Raw genomic sequence first — 17586 nt, forward strand, 5'->3', positions numbered from 1 at the left:
TACATTCCGAATCAAGATCGAGGATCAAAAGCGTCGCGCAAGGCTTCGCCAATGAACACCAGTAAAGAAAGAATCAGCGCCAGGGTGAAGAACGCCGTCAGCCCCAGCCACGGCGCTTGCAGGTTCTGCTTGCCCTGGCCGATCAGTTCGCCCAGGGAAGCGCTGCCGGCAGGCATGCCGAAGCCGAGGAAGTCCAGCGCCGTCAGGGTGGAAATCGCCCCGGTGAGAATGAACGGCAAGTAGCTCAAGGTCGCGTTCATGGCGTTGGGCAGAATGTGCCGCACGATGACCTTGCGGTCGGTCAGGCCCAGCGCACGCGCGGCCTTGACGTATTCCAGGTTGCGCCCGCGCAGGAACTCGGCGCGCACCACGTCCACCAGGGCCAGCCAGGAAAACAGCGCCATGATCCCCAGCAGCCACCAGAAATTCGGCTCGACGAAGCCCGACAGGATGATCAGCAGGTACAGCACCGGCAACCCGGACCACACCTCCAGCAGACGCTGGCCGAGCAAGTCCACCCAGCCGCCGTAATAGCCTTGCAGGGCCCCGGCGGCAATGCCGATCAGGGCACTGACAAAGGTCAGCATCAAGGCAAACAGGATCGACACCCGGGCCCCGAAGATCACCCGGGCCAGAACGTCCCGCGCCTGGTCGTCGGTGCCCAGCCAATTGACGCTGGAGGGCGGGCTGGGGGCAGGTGTGTTCAGGTCGTAGTTGGGTGTGTCGTCACTGAACGGAATCGGTGGAAACAGCAACCAGCCGCCATCCTTCTTGATCAGTTTCTGCACGTAGTCGCTGCGGTAGTCGGCCTGGAACGGCAGCTGCCCACCGAACGCCTGTTCGGTGTGGCGCTTGAAGACCGGGAAGTACCATTGGCCCTGATAGCTGACCACCAGCGGTTTGTCGTTGGCGATCAGTTCGCCGCCCAGGGTCATCAGGAACAGACCGATAAACAGCCAGAGCGACCACCAGCCCCGACGGTTTTTCTTGAAACGCTCGAAGCGACGACGGGCCAGCGGTGAAAGCTTGAGCATCAGGCGTTCCTCGCGGCGAAGTCGATACGCGGGTCGACCAGGGTGTAGCAGAGGTCGCCGACCAGTTTTATCAGAAGGCCGAACAGGGTGAAGATGAACAGCGAGCCGAACACCACCGGATAGTCCCGCGATACCGCCGCTTCGTAGCTCATGCGGCCCAGGCCGTCGAGAGAGAAGATCACCTCGATCAGCAGGGAACCGGCAAAAAACACACTGATGAACGCCTGGGGAATGCCCGACACCACCAGCAGCATGGCGTTGCGGAATACGTGCCCGTAGAGCACCCGTCGTTCACTCAAGCCCTTGGCCCGGGCAGTGACCACGTACTGGCGGGTGATTTCATTGAGGAACGAGTTCTTGGTCAGGATGGTCAGTGTGGCGAAGCCGCCGATCACCAGCGAAGTCACCGGCAACACCAGGTGCCAGAAGTAGTCGGCCACCTTGCCCAGGGTCGACAATGATTCGAAGTTGTCCGAGACCAGCCCGCGAACCGGAAACCAGTTCAGCGAAGTGCCGCCTGCAAAGACCACGATCAGGAACATCGCAAACAGGAACGCCGGCATGGCATAGCCGATGATGATCGCGGTACTGCTCCAGATGTCGAAATGGCTGCCATGGTGCACGGCCTTGCGGATGCCCAGGGGAATCGACACCAGGTAGGTGATCAGCGTCGCCCAGAGCCCGAGGGAGATGGTCACGGGCATTTTTTCGAGGATCAGGTCGGTGACGGTGGCGCCACGGAAGAAGCTCTTGCCGAAGTCCAGGCGCGCATAGCTGGTGAGCATCAGCCAGAGGCGTTCGTGTGCCGGCTTGTCGAAGCCGTACTGTTTTTCAATGTCCTTGATCAACTGCGGATCGAGCCCTCGGCTGGACCGGGACTTGCCGCTCATGGCTTCGCCGGAACTGCCACCAACCGCGGCGCCACCAATGCCTTGCAGGTGCGCGATGGCCTGTTCGACCGGCCCGCCTGGCGCGGCCTGGACGATGACAAAGTTGACCAGGAGAATGATCACCAGCGTCGGAATGATCAGCAGCAGGCGCCGCAATATGTAAGCCCACATCAGTGCGGCCCTCCGGGTTTGCCACGGCTGATACGCTCGGCCGTCATCTGTTGGTTGGTCAATGGCGTGGTGCTCATCTCCCACCAGCTTTCGATGGCTTCGTCATTGCTCGCTTGCACGTTCGGGATACCAAAGCGGTTCCACCACACTGTCGAGGTGCCCGGCGGGTAATAGTTGGGAATCCAGTAGTAATTCCATTGCAGTACCCGGTCCAGGGCATGGGCGTAGTGCAGCATGCCGGCCTGGGTATTGGCGCGGATCAGCCCGGTGATCAGGGTGTCCACCGCCGGGTTCTTCAATACCATGTAGTTGTTGGAGCCAGGGTCGGTGGCCGCCGCCGAACCGAAGTAATTGACCAGTTCGCCCCCCGGAGAGGTGGTGACCGGGTAGCCGGTGACGATCATGTCGTAGTCGCGGCTCATCAGGCGATTGACATACTGGGACGAGTCGATGCGGCGGATGTTCAGGTCGATGCCGATCTGTTTCAACGTGCGTTTATAGGGCAGCAGCAGGCGGTCCATGCCGTTCTGGCTGACCAGGAATGTGAAGGTCAGCGGCTCGCCGTCGGCATTGACCAATTGGTCGCCATCGGGTTTCCAGCCGGCCTCTTCGAGCAAGTCCAGGGCTTGCAACTGCTTGTCGCGAATCACGCCGCTGCCGTCGGTCTTCGGCGCTTCGAACACCTGCGTGAAGACTTCGTCGGGAATCTGCCCGCGCAGCGGTTCGAGAATCGCCAGTTCACCGGCATCCGGCAGTTGCCGGGCGGCGAGGTCGGTATTGGAAAAAAAGCTCTGCTGGCGGATGTACATGTCGCGCATCATCTGCCGGTTGCTCCACTCGAAGTCCCACAGCATCACCAGCGCCTGGCGCACGCGACGGTCCTGGAACATGGGCTTTTGCAGGTTGAACACAAAACCCTGGGCCGGCTGCGGCGCCTCGGTGGCGAGGTGGGCCTTTTGCAGGCGACCGTCGCTCAGGGCCGGGCTGTCGTAGCCGATGGAATAGCCGGTGGCGGAAAATTCGCGATTGTAGTCATAGGCGCCTCCGCGCAGGACCTGGCGCGCCACGTCGGTATCGCCGAAGTACTCGATGCTGAAATGATCGAAGTTGTACAGGCCGCGACTGACCGGCAGGTCCTTGCCCCACCAGTCGGGATTGCGCTCGAAGGTGATGCTGCGTCCCGAGTCGATCTTGCCGACTTTATAGGGGCCGCTGCCCAACGGCGCTTCATAACCACCGCCACCTGCGAAATCGCGGCTCTTCCACCAGTGTTCGGGAAACACCGGCAAGGTCGCGATGTCCAGGGGCAGGGTGCGGTTTTCGTTGTTCTTGAAATCAAAGCGCACAGTCAGTGGCGATTCCACTTCGACGCCTTTGACGTCGGCGAACTGGGTGCGGTAGCGCAGGCTGCCCTGGGTCATCAGCAGGTCGAAGGTGTAGCGTACGTCTTGGGCAGTAATGGGTTTGCCATCGGCAAAACGCGCCTTGGGGTTGAGGTAAAAGCGCAGGGACAGGCCGTCCTCGGAGCGCTCCATCTTCTCGGCCACCAGGCCGTACACGGTGTAAGGCTCGTCCAGGGAGCGCTGGGCCAGCGGTGAATAGAGCAAACCGTCGACCTGTGTAACGCCGATGCCTTTGTCGATGTAGGGCAAGACATGGTCGAACTGACCGATTTCGATCGCCGAACGCCGCATCGTACCGCCCTTGGGGGCCTGCGGGTTGGTGTAGGCGAAATGACTGAAGCCGGTGGGATATTTGGCCGGTTCGCCGTACACGGTCATTGCCTGTTGCGGTGCCGCATTCACACCCGAGGCATCCATCAGCAGGGCCACGGCCGTGAACAGCAAGGTAGGGAAAACCAGTCGCATTGTCAGCCTTAGAGCCGGGTAGTCGTTAACGACAATTTGTACGCTAGCGGCGCGTCCCTCGCCAGCCGTATTGCGCATCACAAACACAACGGCCCACCAATAGGCGGGCCGTTGTGTGAATAGCTCAGGCGTCGATCAGTCCTGACGGCTGGTCACTTCCAGCAGGTGGAAACCGAACTGGGTCTTGACCGGGCCCTGGACCACGTTGAGTGGTGCGCTGAAGACCACGGTGTCGAATTCCTTGACCATCTGGCCCGGCCCGAACGAACCCAGGTCACCGCCCTGGCGGCTGGATGGGCAAGTGGAGTTTGCCTTGGCAACTTCGGCGAAATCGGCGCCAGCCTCAATTTGGGCCTTGAGTTCGTTGCACTTGGCTTCGGAGGCAACAAGGATGTGACGGGCAGTGGCTTTAGCCATGGGAAAATACTCCTTTCAATACTCGATAAAGTGCTGAGCCTACCGGATTCAGTGAGCGATTTCTCCTCAAAGTTCCGTTCCACGGGGGATCCACGGCAGGTGGGTGCTCAAAGGCCGGCGTCCCGCAAGCGCCTGGCATGCTGGACATACAGATCAATCGGGTCGACACCCCTACGCAGTTGCCCGGTCGGCTGGCCAATGGAGTCCAGGTGATCCAGCGCATAGTCGGACCGGATAACCGTGCCCAGATGGGAGCTGAAGCGACCGACCAAACCGTCGTTCTGTTCGCTTTCCGTGACGAAATAACCGGAAAGGGCCCGGCAAAAGGCGTTGAGCGGATCGAGCGCATAGCGCCCTTGTTCGAGAACATTCGCTGGCAGCACGCCGCTCCACGAGTAGTAACGAACACCGTTGACCTGTTCGCACCCCTTGCCACCCCAGGTGGTGGGCAGCCCTTGCGGGTATTTGTCGTTGAATGCGCCTACGCCTTCGGTGGTCAGCGCATTGAGGGCGGCAATGGCGTTTCGCGGTTGATACTGATTGTCGCTCAAGGTCGCGAGGAAGTCGGCGAACAGGGTCACCACCGTCTCGGCCACATGTTCCGGCAGGCATCCCGGTGTCAATGCCTTGCGCAGGAAGTCGGCCAGTTCCGAACCATGGTTCGGCCCGCTGACGGAGGTGACCGACGCCACGCTGTGTGGCGCAATCGCTGCGGCATAGCGTGCGGCCAGTGCGCCCTGGCTATGGCCTATGAGGTTGACTTTGCGCGCACCGGTTCCTTCCATTACCCGCTCGATCTGTGCGAGCAATTGGTCTCCGCGTACCTCGTTGCCATGGATGGCCGACAAGTGGGGAACGAACACCCTGACTCCGGCGTTCCTCAGTGCCTGCCTGATGTCGTGAAAGAGCTCGAACTTGCCGATTTTTTCGAAGCCGAAAAGCCCGTGGACCAGCAGTATTGGGTAACGAGTGCTTGCATTCCTTTGCATGTTCATACCTTTACGCAGAAGTTCATTGGGACTGCATGGCGCTTCACTCTAAAACACTCGAGGTTGGCGCGATGTATGAAAAGTCCGCCGAAACTTGAGGAAAACGGAATAGAACAAGTGCGAATGCTCAAGAGCAGTTGAAGCCTTAGTCGGAATAGATCGAGGACTTTTCGCGGCAATCAGGTTGCTGCTGATCAAAGACCTACTTTGCATGTATCGATTTTCCGAGCAGGTCGGAGTGAGAGGCCGACATCACGACTGTTCGGCATGAGGTTAAATAGCCGTACGGAGCCGGCCACCTGTCCGGTGTTTATTCCAGGGAATGGAGCGAATGAATGACTGTTTATGAACCCGACACCTTGAATCTCGCCCAGCAACCATTGCCACCGCCGATCCTTGAGCAGGCGCAAAACGGCGTTCTCAATCCCTGTGAAAAAAAAGCCGTCATCAGGGTCCGGCCTTATCCAGGCATGACCTGCGGCGACAAATTGCTATTGAGTTGGGCGGGGCTGGATGCCGATGGCCTTGCCTGCAATCACCAGGTGGCGCGTTTTGTCAGTGACGACCGGGTCGGCGAAGACATTATCTTTGCCGTGGGTAGCATGCATATCGAGGCGCTTGAGGGTGGTTCACTGGAAATCGGTTACTCACTCACCAGTACCCGATTGGCCGAGCCCGTGCATTCCCGTCGATTGCAGCTCAGTGTCGGTGATGTGCAGTGCGATCTGTTGCCCGCGACGGTGAGCGATGCGGTGGGGAGAACGCTTGATCCGGATCGGGTGAAGGAAGGGGCGATCGTTACGATCAAACCCTATGCGCGCATGGCGGCGGGCGACTGGGTGTTGCTGACCTGGGCGGGTGTTTCGGTTGAAGCAAGTTTCAGTGATGCACTCAAGGTCGAGGCTTTCGCTGTGGGGGAGGAACTGTCGTTTTGGGTCAGTCCGGAGTGCATTGCGCTCAACCTGGGCTCCTCGGTGTCCGTCGACTATTGCGTCAAACAGGCGGGGCAGGGGCCTCGTTATTCTGAAGTAACGGCACTGATGGTTGGCATCCTGGAGCGGCGGCCACTGCGAGCACCCACTGTGCTGGAAGCCAACGAGGGTTGGGTGGATCTGCAAGATGCGCAGGATGGCGTGTCCGTCGTCATCGAAAACCCCAAGGCTGATAAAGGAGAACGGATTTGCCTGACATGCGACGGGGAGAAATTCAATCACTGTGACGACCGCGTAATAACCAGGGACATCGCGGGTGAGCCATTGGTGTTTATCGTTCCCTACCCGTTCTGGAGGGAACATCGAGATACTGCGATCCGTGTTTCCTGTTCAGTCGAGCGCCTTGACGGCACCCGTCAGCAATCGGGGGTGACACTGGTTCAGGTGCAGTCCCTGATGGGACATTGATTGCCATTTGCCCTCCAGTCTTTCCATGAAGGCTGGAGGGCGCACGGAGGATGCTGATTATCGGGCGTTGTTCGCCGCTCGCAGTCGGTCTGCGGCTTCAAGTAACAGTTGTTCTGTGCCTCAAATACATCCTTGAACACGGCTTGCAATCGACCATGATTCGAGTCGGATCCCGAGTCTGGTCAGGTCGCTTTTTGCCTGGGCGACCGCGTGGTCAGTGTTCCGTGGCGATGTCCTATGAGGTTGACTTTGCGTGCACCAGTTCTTTCCAGTACCCGCTCGATCTGCGTAAGCAATTGATCATCAAGTACTTCGTTGTCATAAGTGGCTGATGCGCAGGGAACGGACACCCTTGCTCCGGCGTTCCTCCGCGTCTACCTGGTGTCGTCAAAGACCTCGAACTTGCCGATTCATTCGACGCCGAAAAGTCGTGGGCCAGCAGTATTGAATAACAGGTGTTTGCATTCCTTTGCATATCGCACATCTTCGCAAACATTCGTGTGAGTGGTATTACGCCTAACTCTAAAGCCATTGACGGAAATGGGGTATACGAAAGTTTCATGAGTTTTGAAGAAGGCGGAAATCAGTAGGTACATTCGAATTTATGGACGGTCTTCGCCGAAATATCTCGACGTAATTCGTTGGGTAGAAAGTTGTAAGGCGTTAATTCCTACCACATCAATATCAATATTCCCTGTAGCACTTAGTGCTCTTCTGACATCACAAGATTTTTTTATGACGTTCAATAGGCCTCGTTCGATGTCGATTGTTGGATGGCGAACTTTCAATGGATTGATGGGAGAAGTTACACATGGCAGATGATGGATTTGTTCGAGGCGAAACTTACTACATTAAACCTACGCACATTGTTGCTGGGCGTCAGCAAACCTTCGGTCCTGGTGGTGGCGGTGGTTACAGCGGAAATAATGGTGGATGGGGGTTGCAGGACGGGCCACGTAGAGGGGAGGGAGGTCCAAGTGGAATTCGGGATGTCGCGTTGCCAAACGTTATGGCCGAGTTTATGAACGAACAAGTCTACAGTCAGCAGCAGATTGATAATGAATACAATGCACGATTCAATACACTCATCACCGATACCGCGCGTGAATTAGAGGAAAGAAAAGTCGCTGCAAAAAGCGCTCAAGTTTTAGCACCCTCAGAATCTGCTGCCGTAGACCAACAGGTCACCCTGGAATTTATTGACTCAAAAAAGAAGCAATACATATCCATTGTGCCAAATATCTACGGCCTTTATGGTCAGAGTCCATTCTTTATGATGGGGGTGCTGCCGCGTCAGAAAATGCGTGAATTTCTGAACTCCGGTAGCGCCGACTCCCAAGCTCTCATGAGCCTGTATTCCATGTTTGACAACGTCTATAAATCTGCATTGGAGCTCAAAGCGCTTTCGCTCTCGGTGGATATTCTGGCTGGCAAACTTGCCGAGCTAGCTAACAGCAGAAGCCAAGCGGAGTCGGTTGTTCCTCTAGATGGCGCCGCATGGTTCGCTGTGCAGAATCAGCGACTTAGCATTATTGGTTTGGAACTGGATATTCACGCTCAGCAACTTCCCGAGTTTCTTCAAACAGAGCTCGTTGCTGCGGCAGGTTCCCTGACTGGCATGACCCAAACTCAAGTATTGTTACATTACAAGGCGACGCTAGAGCGTATGGCTTCGACCAAAATGGCAGAGATCAGACCTGTCGTTGCACCGCCTCCATTCAAAAGAGGTGGTGTAACCATCAATTTCACAGCGGCGAACCCGAAGATCAGTTCGCCATTGAGCAAGCCTGAATTAGAGGCTCTCAATGAGTTGGTATATCTGCAAACCCACACCCCGATTGGGACAAAGTGGCTCAGCTACCACGACGCCTTGTTGAAGGCCGAATCTGCAAGACACCTGACTTCAACTTCAAGTGCCTTGGGCGGCTTGGCCGAGCGGTCGAATGAAGCTGAACAGATCCAGAGTGCAATCAAGTTTACCATGGATTTTTATAAGGAGGTGAGTGAGCGATTTGGTGTAAGAGCCGAGGCGCTGGCGAAAGAACTTTCGAAAAATGCCAAAGGGAACACGATTCGTAATGCTGGTGAGGCAATAAAGGCTTTTGATCAGTATAAGAATGTTTTGAGCAAGAAGTTTGGAGTCAAGGACCGGGAAGCGATTGCTCGGGCTCTTGACGCTCTAGATAAAGATGTGATGTCTAAAAACCTGACGGCATTCGGTAAAGGTCTGAAGGCTATTAGTAACATCACTGATCTTTTCAGCTTGCTCGCTGAAGCGAAAACATCATCTAGGAGTGGTGATTGGGTGCCATTTTTTGTAAAAGTTGAGTCTTTAGTTGTGGGTAAGGGTGCAACCACTCTGGTAGCGTTCATGTTTGGCCTGACGGCCGCGACACCCTTGACTATTCTGGGATTTGCATTGCTAACGGCTGTGATGGGGGCATTGATTGATGATGCACTGGTGGGCAAGATCAACGACTACGTGATAAATCTCTGATGTGTAAAGGGGGTGGCAGCTTTCACCCCCTTTTTAATATCATGAATATCAAGTAAGTGCTGCCCAGTGGGATGGCGAAGACGAGGCAAAAAAATATAAAAAGTGCATTTATTCCTGTAGAGTCTCCCTTGATAAAAAAATCCTTTCTCCAGAACTCCGGTCCTGTCAGTTTGTAGGCGCTGGCGGTTGTAAAGTACCTAGAGAGTGGGTATAGCAATGTGCTGAGTAGCATAAGTGTGACAAGTTTAATGTCATGGTAAAAAAGGTTGTCATCAATATAAAAAGCAGCACTAGCTGTAATTAGGTACAGTGCGCTCAATAGTAAGTGTTTAGTGAAATATTTTTTATCCATCCTTGACCTCGTTACTGCTGATGATAATGCGCTGTGCCTGCTTGAATCGAGCTGGCGTTACTTTTTTCTTACTCTGTAGATTTGCTTCCATGCATAATCATTCAGATTTTTTTCGTCAGAACTCTTGTGCTTCAATCGTCGTCCAAAAGCATTCACGAATGCAGCATCTAAACGTTACAAATTGTACGGGGAGCGAGGAACTCAGCTTGCGCCGTAGAGGGCGCAAGGGAGCTCAACACCAGAGCGATTGTTAAGTGCGAATTTGTTTCCGCAATCTATCCGCTGCATCGCGCAACAACATTTCCGTCCCGGACCAGCCAAGGCAGCCATCCGTAACTGACACGCCATACTTCAGCGGTGAACTCAACGGCTGGCAGCCCTCGAACAAATGGCTCTCGATCATCATGCCGATCAGCGAACGATCACCTTGCAGGCGTTGTTCAAGTACATCCTGGAACACGGCTGGCTGGCGCAACGGGTCTTTGCCGCTGTTGGCGTGACTGCAATCGATCATGATTCGAGGCGGAATCCTGAGCTTGGTCAGGTCGCTGTTCACCTGGGCGACGCTGGCGCTGTCGTAGTTCGGCCCGCGATGGCCGCCGCGCAATACCAGGTGTGTGTCTGCATTGCCCGGGGTTTGAATGATCGCCGGATGTCCCTGGCTATCGACACCGAAATGGCGATGAGGATGAGCGGCGGAGCGCATGGCGTCGCTGGCGACACCGACACCGCCGTCTGTCCCGTTCTTGAACCCTACAGGCATGCCAAGCCCGCTGGCCATTTCCCGGTGGATCTGCGACTCCGTGGTCCGGGCGCCAATCGCCACCCAGCTCAACAGATCGTCGAAGTAGCCGGCGGCCATCGGTTGCAGCAGCTCAGTGGCAACGGGCAGGCCCAGGCGGAGCATTTCGCGCATCAGCTCGCGGGACAACGTCAGGCCGGCGGCCATGTCATCGCTGCCATTGAGGTGCGGGTCGTAGGCCAGGCCTTTCCAGCCAACCGTGGTGCGAGGTTTTTCCACGTAGGCACGCATCACCAGCAGCATTTCGTCGCTGACTTCGGCGGCGAGGCGGGCAAGATTACCGGCGTATTCGAGGGCTGACTTTGGATCGTGTATCGAGCAGGGGCCGACGATGATCAGCAGTCGGGAATCTTCACCGTTGAGGATCGCGCGAACCGCCTGGCGGTGGGCGGCGACTTGCCGGGTCAGGGCGTTGCCGAGGGGCAATTGCTGTTTGAGTTGCAATGAGCTGGGCAGGCGCAGGGTCAGCGCTTCATTGGCAGGGCTCATGGTGGACAGCGGCAGTGCGGAGACGGACGAGTTCATATTCAAGGCTTCCTGGGCTGGTGGCGGGTTCGTGCCCGCGCGCTCGGCCCTACTGGGGTGTTCGACAATTGGCCGGATTGGCTGCGTGTGTGTGCTTGCCACCTGTGGGTGACCGATCGGAGGCGGCAGGCTGTCCCGAGCGGAGGGTGGTAAATCGCCAGGCGGTAAAACTGTCGTAACGGTAATAAGTGGCGTAGTTCATGTTTTGAATCCTCTGAATGTCTGGTGTGTCGCTAAAAGTGTTGGGGCTGAAAAAACAAAACCCCCGGTCGGGAGGCCGACCGGGGGTTGAGAATTCTCTGGTGGCGACCCGTTTGAAGTGGGCGCCATGTGGGTATCAGGCGCGCCAGTGGCTAAACCAATACCCAAAATAAAAGCTGACCGGAGTACAACCGTCGTTCACCCGGGCAGCCGCAACCGAGCGCGGGGCGCTGGCGGTACGAAGCTGTAAGAGGGCGTTGAACATGGTCTGTCTCCGATGGATGGTCCGAGCTTACTAGAGGCCGGTACGCAGATTCAATCAGAAAATGCTATCGGCCAACGATGGCGCTTTCTATTGCTTGAGTGCCCCCACGGTTGTGACACACTTTGCGCTGCAACAACAATCCTATCGTCACAAGGACGCACATGACCCTCGCTGTGGAATTGGAATGATGGAGCGCCAATGGCGCCCGGCAACACCGGATGACCTGGAATTCGCCCGCGAACTGACCTGCAGAAGCATGCTGCGTTACTACATTGAGCATGAACTGTTGTGGCAGGACGAAGCGTTTGACGTGGCCTGGGCCGGGCGGGACAACCGTTTGATTACATCGGGCGACGGAGTGCAGGGCTATGTCAGCCTGAGTCGTGATGCCAGAGCCTTGTATATCCGCGAATTGCATATCGTCGACGCGTTTCGTGGGCAGGGCACTGGATCCTGGGTGATCGATCAGGCATCGGTTCTGGCGCGCCAGGAGCGGCGACCGGCATTGCGCCTGACGGTTTTCGAAAACAATCCGGCGCGAGCGTTGTACGAGCGCAAGGGGTTGAGGGTGGTGGGCAAGGACGAATGTTTCCTGAGGATGCAACTGGATATCCCCGGGCTGGATCGCTGCAACACGCTTGCGACAAGCCTTTCAAGATGAATTGAAACTTTTAATCTGACGCTTTCCGCTAGGTCTGCCAGAAGCTTTTTGCTAAGGTGTCTGGCAACCCAATAAGACCATATCACGAGGTGTCTGCTTGATTAGGGTGCTAGTAGTCGATGACCATGATCTCGTTCGTACAGGCATTACACGAATGCTGGCTGACATCGATGGCCTGCAAGTAGTCGGCCAGGCCGAGTCGGGTGAGGAATCCCTGATCAAGGCGCGCGAGCTGAAGCCCGATGTGGTGTTGATGGACGTCAAGATGCCGGGTATCGGCGGTCTTGAAGCCACTCGCAAATTATTGCGCAGTCACCCGGATATCAAGGTCGTCGCGGTGACTGTATGTGAAGAGGACCCGTTTCCTACACGGCTGTTGCAGGCCGGTGCGGCAGGTTACCTGACCAAGGGGGCAGGTTTGCCGGAAATGGTCCAGGCCATTCGACTGGTGTTTGCCGGGCAACGCTACATCAGCCCGCAAATTGCCCAGCAACTGGCGATCAAGTCCTTCCAGCCCACCAACGATTCGCCTTTCGATGCCCTGTCGGAGCGGGAAATCCAGATCGCGCTGATGATCGTCGGCTGCCAGAAAGTACAGATCATTTCCGACAAATTGTGCCTGTCGCCGAAAACCGTGAACACCTACCGTTACCGCATCTTCGAAAAGCTTTCGATCAGCAGTGATGTCGAGTTGACGCTGTTGGCGGTTCGTCATGGCATGGTCGACGCCAGCCTCTGAAAATGAACGACACCTTTGATCCGAGCGCCTTTCTGTCGACCGTTAGCGGGCGCCCCGGCGTGTACCGCATGTTCGACAGCGAAGCGCGGTTGCTCTACGTCGGCAAGGCGAAGAATCTCAAGAGTCGCCTGTCGAGTTACTTTCGAAAGACCGGGCTTGCCCCCAAGACCGCCGCGCTGGTAGCGCGTATCGCCCAGGTCGAGACGACGATCACCGCCAACGAAACCGAAGCCTTGCTGCTTGAGCAGACGCTGATCAAGGAATGGCGTCCGCCCTACAACATCCTGCTGCGCGACGATAAATCCTACCCCTACGTCTTTCTCTCCGACGGAGAGTTTCCGCGCCTGAGCATTCATCGCGGCGCGAAAAAGGCCAAGGGCAAATATTTCGGGCCTTATCCGAGTGCCGGCGCGATCCGCGAAAGCCTGAGCCTGCTGCAAAAGACGTTTTTCGTTCGCCAATGCGAAGACAGTTATTACAAGAACCGCACGCGCCCTTGCCTGCAATACCAGATCAAGCGTTGCAAGGCGCCCTGTGTCGGGCTGGTGGAGCCGCAGGTGTACGCCGAGGATGTCCGCCATTCGGTGATGTTTCTTGAAGGGCGCAGCAATGCACTGACTGACGAGTTGTCCGCCGGGATGGAAGAGGCGGCGATCAATCTCGAATTCGAACGGGCCGCGGAGTTGCGGGACCAGATTGCTTTACTGCGCCGGGTCCAGGATCAACAGAGCATGGAGGGCGGGACCGGGGACGTCGATGTGATTGCTGCCTTCGTCAACCCGGGTGGTGCCTGTGTTCACTTGATCAGCGTGCGGGGCGGTCGGGTACTGGGAAGCAAGAACTTCTTCCCTCAAGTCGGTATTGAAGAAGACGTTTCTGAAGTCATGGCCGCGTTTCTCGGCCAGTACTTCATCAGCAGCCCTGAACGCGACTTGCCCAGCGAGCTGATCGTCAACGTGGTCCACGATGACTTTCCCACGCTGATCGCCGCCATCGACGAATTACGCGGTCGGGAGCTGACCATCAGCCATCGCGTGCGGGGTACGCGGGCGCGCTGGCAGCAACTGGCGGTGACCAATGCCGAGCAGGCTCTGAGTGCGCGCCTGGCGAATCGTCAGCACATTACGGCGCGCTTCGATGCACTGGCCGAGGTGCTGAAGCTGGATGAGCCTCCACAGCGACTTGAGTGCTACGACATCAGTCACTCCAGCGGTGAGGCGACGGTGGCGTCGTGCGTGGTCTTCGGCCCCGAAGGTCCGATCAAGGCCGATTACCGCCGGTACAACATCGAGGGCGTTACGGCCGGCGATGATTATGCGGCGATGCATCAGGCGCTGACCCGACGCTTCAGCAAACTGAAGGACGGGGAGGGCAAGCTGCCGGATATCCTGCTGGTGGACGGCGGAAAAGGCCAGTTGTCCATGGCCCGCGACGTGCTCGATGAGCTGGCCGTGCCTGACCTGATTTTGCTGGGTGTGGCAAAAGGCGCGACGCGCAAGGCCGGTTTCGAAACCCTGTACCTGAACGACGCTGCACATGAGTTCACCTTGCGCGGCGATTCACCCGCGCTGCACCTGATCCAGCAGATTCGCGACGAAGCCCACCGGTTTGCCATTACCGGGCACCGAGCCCGACGTGGAAAAACCCGTCGGACGTCTACACTGGAAGGCGTCGCCGGCGTCGGACCCACACGTCGGCGTGACTTGTTGAAACATTTTGGTGGATTGCAGGAGCTGTCTCGTGCAAGCATCGAAGAAATTGCCAAAGCCCCCGGGATCAGTAAAAAGCTCGCAGAGTTGATTTATGCAAATCTGCACAGCGAGTAGAATGCCCCCTCACCTCGTAGCCAGTTGTGCCGATGAATATCCCTAATCTGATTACCGTTCTACGCGTTCTGCTCATACCGATCTTCATTTTGCTGTTCTACCTGCCTTACCAGTGGAGCTACATGGCCTCCGCCTCGGTCTTCGCATTCGCTGCGGCGACCGACTGGCTGGACGGGTACCTGGCGCGCCGCCTGGAACAAAGCACGCCGTTCGGGGCTTTCCTCGATCCGGTTGCCGACAAGCTGATGGTTGCGGTTGCATTGGTCCTGTTGGTGCAGGAACACGGAAACCTGTGGCTCACGCTGCCTGCCGCCGTGATCATCGGTCGCGAGATTGTCGTCTCGGCACTGCGCGAATGGATGGCCGAACTGGGCGCTCGTGCCCACGTCGCCGTATCTAACCTGGGCAAATGGAAAACCGCCGCGCAAATGCTGGCGCTGGTGATCCTGCTGGCCAATCCCAAGGATTTCAGTTTCTGGGTCTTGCTGGGCTACACCTTGTTGATGGTGTCGGCTGGCCTGACTTTGTGGTCGATGGTCCAGTACCTGCGGGCTGCCTGGCCACATCTGAAGACTGACGTTGAAAAGAAATAAAACTTTTTTGAATCAAGGGGTTGACGGGGCTTCTGGATTCTATAGAATGCGCCACACCAAGACGCGGGAATAGCTCAGTTGGTAGAGCACGACCTTGCCAAGGTCGGGGTCGCGAGTTCGAGTCTCGTTTCCCGCTCCAAGTTTGTACGCATTTGATGTCGCGCTACTGACAGCAAATGTTTTGAGGCCGAGTAGCAAAATGGTTATGCAGCGGATTGCAAATCCGCCTACGCCGGTTCGATTCCGACCTCGGCCTCCACTAATAAACAAGCTCCGTAGATCTATGATTTACGGAGCTTTTTTATTTGCAATAGCCTGCAAGATTTAGTCTTGAAAAGGGTATTTGCGAACTTGCTTCACTGGGGCGGGATGTATATATTTCCACCTCTGCTGCACAAGCGTCAGAACTGCCGGATCGTTATCTGGCAAAACCTGGACGCTTCACCGCGCTACCGCCCGAATGGCGAAACTGGTAGACGCATGGGACTTAAAATCCCCCGCTCGTAAGGGCGTGCCGGTTCGATTCCGGCTTCGGGCACCATGAATATCAAGGGCTTGCGTGAGATACCTCATGCAGGCCCTTAGTTTTTTCCGCAATCAAAATCCTTCCGCAATTCGCTACCGGCTTCCTCCCACGCGTCATAAAACCTGTTCCTGCCCACGCCAGTGGTCATCGTCTGTCCGGTATCACTGACGCCCATGACCGAAGCCAACCTGGTTCGGGTGCTGCAATCGCAGACCCGCCTGAATGTCAGCCTGTTGCGCTACGACACGATCGCCCAAGGCGCTGAGCAGGTGCAGGCGCGAATCGCTGAACTGAGGGCTCAAGGTGTCGGCATGGCCATCGCCGATGCCTTGCCGGACAGCGATCTGTACACCCTCGGTAGCGCCTGCGCCGATCTGCCGTTGTTGACGGGTGGTTCGGGGCTGGCCCTGGGCCTGCCGGAAAACTTCCGTCGCGCCGGCAAGTTGCGCGACCTCGACGCCTCGAAACTCCCGGTGGTGTCCGGTGGGGAAGTGGTGTTGGCCGGTAGTGCTTCGATCGCCACCAATGGGCAAGTGGCGGCCTGGCTCGAAGCTGTTCGTCCAGATTTGCGGATTGATCCGTTGGCCTGGCGGCGAGGGAGCCGGTGGTGGCGCAAGCGTTTCACCCGTTTTGGCAACCGGCGCACGCCCCTGGCGTTGACGATTGCCGGCTTCATGGTCGGGTGGCGTATTCGGCAAGGTGCTGGTGGATACCGGAATCGGTGTCGTGCTCTCCGACATGCTGCGCACCACGGGGCTGCCGGTGCTGGCCCTGTCCCATATCAATGACGCCGGTTACTGGATCTTCACCAAACTGTCAGGCCTGAACGTGGCCGACGGTCTGCGCACCTGGACGGTGATGACCACTTTGCTCGGTACCTTGGGTTTCTGTATTACCCTGCTGATCTGGCCCTTTGTCTAACCCTTTATTTCAGGAGCTACCATGCCTCGTTTTGCTGCCAATCTCAGCATGCTCTACCCGGAACATGAGTTTCTGGATCGTTTCGCCGCCGCTGCCTCTGACGGTTTCGAAGCGGTCGAATATCTGTTTCCCTACGACTACCGTGCTGAAGAACTCAAGCAATGCTTGAGCGACAACGGCCTGGTGCAGGCACTGTTCAACGCACCGCCCGGTGATTGGGCAGCGGGGGAGCGGGGCACGGTGTCGTTGCCGGGCCGGGAGAGTGAATTTCGTAGCGGTTTTGATCGTGCCCTGGACTACGCCAGCGTATTGGGCAATTCACGCATCCATGTCATGGCCGGGCTGTTGCCGTCGGAAAACGATCGCCCGCGGCATCACGGCGTGTACCTGGAGAACCTCGCCTACGCCACCACCCAGGCAGCCAAGGCAGGCGTCACCGTATTGCTCGAACCGATCAATACGCGAGACATGCCAGGCTTTTTCCTCAACCGCCAGGATCAGGCCCAGGCTATCTGCAAGGAAGTGGGCGCCAGTAACCTGAAGGTTCAGTTCGACTGCTACCACTGCCAAATCGTCGAGGGCGACCTGGCGGCCAAACTGCGTCGCGACTTCGATGGTATCGGCCATATCCAGATCGCCGGGGTGCCGGATCGGCATGAACCGGACCTGGGGGAAGTCAATTATCCTTATCTGTTCGAGCTGATCGATCAGTTGGGTTATGACGGCTGGGTAGGGTGCGAGTATCGGCCTCGTGGCAATACGTCTGCCGGCTTGCAGTGGTTGCGCGACTGGAAGGTGCGCCAGGCGCTATAGAGGAAGGCTGGCCTGCACCCGGTCCCAGGGCGCTTTCATACTCTGGGCGCAGCTGCCGTAAAATTTCGACACGTTGCTTGAAACGGGCTTTACTGG

13 protein-coding genes, 3 tRNA genes and 2 pseudogenes are annotated in these 17586 nt (G+C 57.1%); 12 read left to right on the top strand and 6 right to left on the bottom strand.

Going from position 1 to position 17586, the window contains the following annotated elements:
- Positions 1–11 precede the first annotated feature (11 nt).
- From ASD95_RS14385 to ASD95_RS14405, 5 genes are all read right to left on the bottom strand, one after another.
- On the bottom strand, positions 12–1034 hold the full coding sequence (locus ASD95_RS14385) for an ABC transporter permease (RefSeq protein ID WP_056724439.1): 1023 nt from the start codon (positions 1032–1034) through the stop codon (positions 12–14).
- On the bottom strand, positions 1034–2095 hold the full coding sequence (locus ASD95_RS14390; RefSeq protein ID WP_056724441.1) for a microcin C ABC transporter permease YejB: 1062 nt from the start codon (positions 2093–2095) through the stop codon (positions 1034–1036). The genes ASD95_RS14385 and ASD95_RS14390 overlap by 1 nt, the downstream gene beginning before the upstream one ends.
- Positions 2095–3963, bottom strand: a complete 1869-nt coding sequence (locus ASD95_RS14395; protein ID WP_056724443.1) for an extracellular solute-binding protein — start codon at positions 3961–3963, stop codon at positions 2095–2097. Before ASD95_RS14395 ends, ASD95_RS14390 begins: the two co-directional genes overlap by 1 nt.
- A gap of 135 nt (positions 3964–4098) precedes the next feature.
- Positions 4099–4380 (bottom strand): peptidylprolyl isomerase, encoded by a 282-nt coding sequence (locus tag ASD95_RS14400; protein WP_008051985.1) that lies wholly within the window; start codon positions 4378–4380, stop codon positions 4099–4101.
- A gap of 107 nt (positions 4381–4487) precedes the next feature.
- Positions 4488–5369, bottom strand: coding sequence for an esterase/lipase family protein (locus tag ASD95_RS14405; protein WP_056725093.1), 882 nt, complete (start codon positions 5367–5369; stop codon positions 4488–4490).
- Positions 5370–5704: 335 nt separating this feature from the next.
- Between ASD95_RS14405 and ASD95_RS14410 the strand changes: the two genes are divergently transcribed.
- Both ASD95_RS14410 and ASD95_RS14420 read left to right on the top strand, forming a co-directional pair.
- Complete coding sequence (locus ASD95_RS14410; RefSeq protein WP_056724445.1) at positions 5705–6769, top strand: hypothetical protein; 1065 nt, start codon at positions 5705–5707, stop codon at positions 6767–6769.
- A gap of 811 nt (positions 6770–7580) precedes the next feature.
- Positions 7581–9266 carry a colicin-like pore-forming protein gene (locus ASD95_RS14420; protein WP_082562954.1) on the top strand — a complete coding sequence of 562 codons (1686 nt, stop codon included), beginning with the start codon at positions 7581–7583 and terminating at the stop codon, positions 9264–9266.
- Positions 9267–9868: 602 nt separating this feature from the next.
- Here the strand turns inward: ASD95_RS14420 and ASD95_RS14430 are convergent.
- Positions 9869–10945, bottom strand: a complete 1077-nt coding sequence (locus ASD95_RS14430) for a 3-deoxy-7-phosphoheptulonate synthase (protein ID WP_056724452.1) — start codon at positions 10943–10945, stop codon at positions 9869–9871.
- Between the two features lie 653 nt (positions 10946–11598).
- Between ASD95_RS14430 and ASD95_RS14435 the strand changes: the two genes are divergently transcribed.
- The 10 genes and pseudogenes from ASD95_RS14435 (at position 11599) to otnI (ending at position 17490) form a co-directional block, all read left to right on the top strand.
- A complete protein-coding gene (locus ASD95_RS14435) occupies positions 11599–12072 on the top strand; it encodes a GNAT family N-acetyltransferase (RefSeq protein ID WP_056725095.1) in 474 nt (157 codons plus the stop codon).
- 97 nt (positions 12073–12169) lie between these two features.
- The gene (gene gacA, locus ASD95_RS14440) at positions 12170–12811 is read left to right on the top strand and encodes a response regulator transcription factor GacA (protein WP_032829778.1); all 642 of its coding nucleotides are present in this window, start codon (positions 12170–12172) and stop codon (positions 12809–12811) included.
- Between the two features lie 2 nt (positions 12812–12813).
- Entirely contained in the window at positions 12814–14637 is a 1824-nt protein-coding gene (gene uvrC, locus ASD95_RS14445) for an excinuclease ABC subunit UvrC (RefSeq protein ID WP_056724454.1), read from the top strand.
- A 32-nt stretch (positions 14638–14669) separates the two neighbouring features.
- A complete protein-coding gene (pgsA, locus tag ASD95_RS14450; RefSeq protein ID WP_008051977.1) occupies positions 14670–15230 on the top strand; it encodes a CDP-diacylglycerol--glycerol-3-phosphate 3-phosphatidyltransferase in 561 nt (186 codons plus the stop codon).
- A 63-nt stretch (positions 15231–15293) separates the two neighbouring features.
- Positions 15294–15369 (top strand) — tRNA-Gly (locus tag ASD95_RS14455).
- Between the two features lie 46 nt (positions 15370–15415).
- Positions 15416–15489, top strand: a tRNA-Cys gene (locus ASD95_RS14460).
- 195 nt (positions 15490–15684) lie between these two features.
- Positions 15685–15771: transfer RNA gene (locus ASD95_RS14465), tRNA-Leu, on the top strand.
- A 149-nt stretch (positions 15772–15920) separates the two neighbouring features.
- Positions 15921–16375 (top strand): annotated as a pseudogene (locus ASD95_RS30315) (four-carbon acid sugar kinase family protein); the annotation flags it as partial.
- A 59-nt stretch (positions 16376–16434) separates the two neighbouring features.
- A pseudogene (locus tag ASD95_RS30320) lies at positions 16435–16677 on the top strand (GntT/GntP/DsdX family permease); the annotation flags it as partial.
- Positions 16678–16698: 21 nt separating this feature from the next.
- The gene (otnI, locus tag ASD95_RS14480; protein ID WP_056724460.1) at positions 16699–17490 is read left to right on the top strand and encodes a 2-oxo-tetronate isomerase; all 792 of its coding nucleotides are present in this window, start codon (positions 16699–16701) and stop codon (positions 17488–17490) included.
- Positions 17491–17586: the final 96 nt, after the last annotated feature.

This window comes from Pseudomonas sp. Root71 (assembly GCF_001429045.1).
Classification (GTDB): domain Bacteria; phylum Pseudomonadota; class Gammaproteobacteria; order Pseudomonadales; family Pseudomonadaceae; genus Aquipseudomonas; species Aquipseudomonas monachiensis.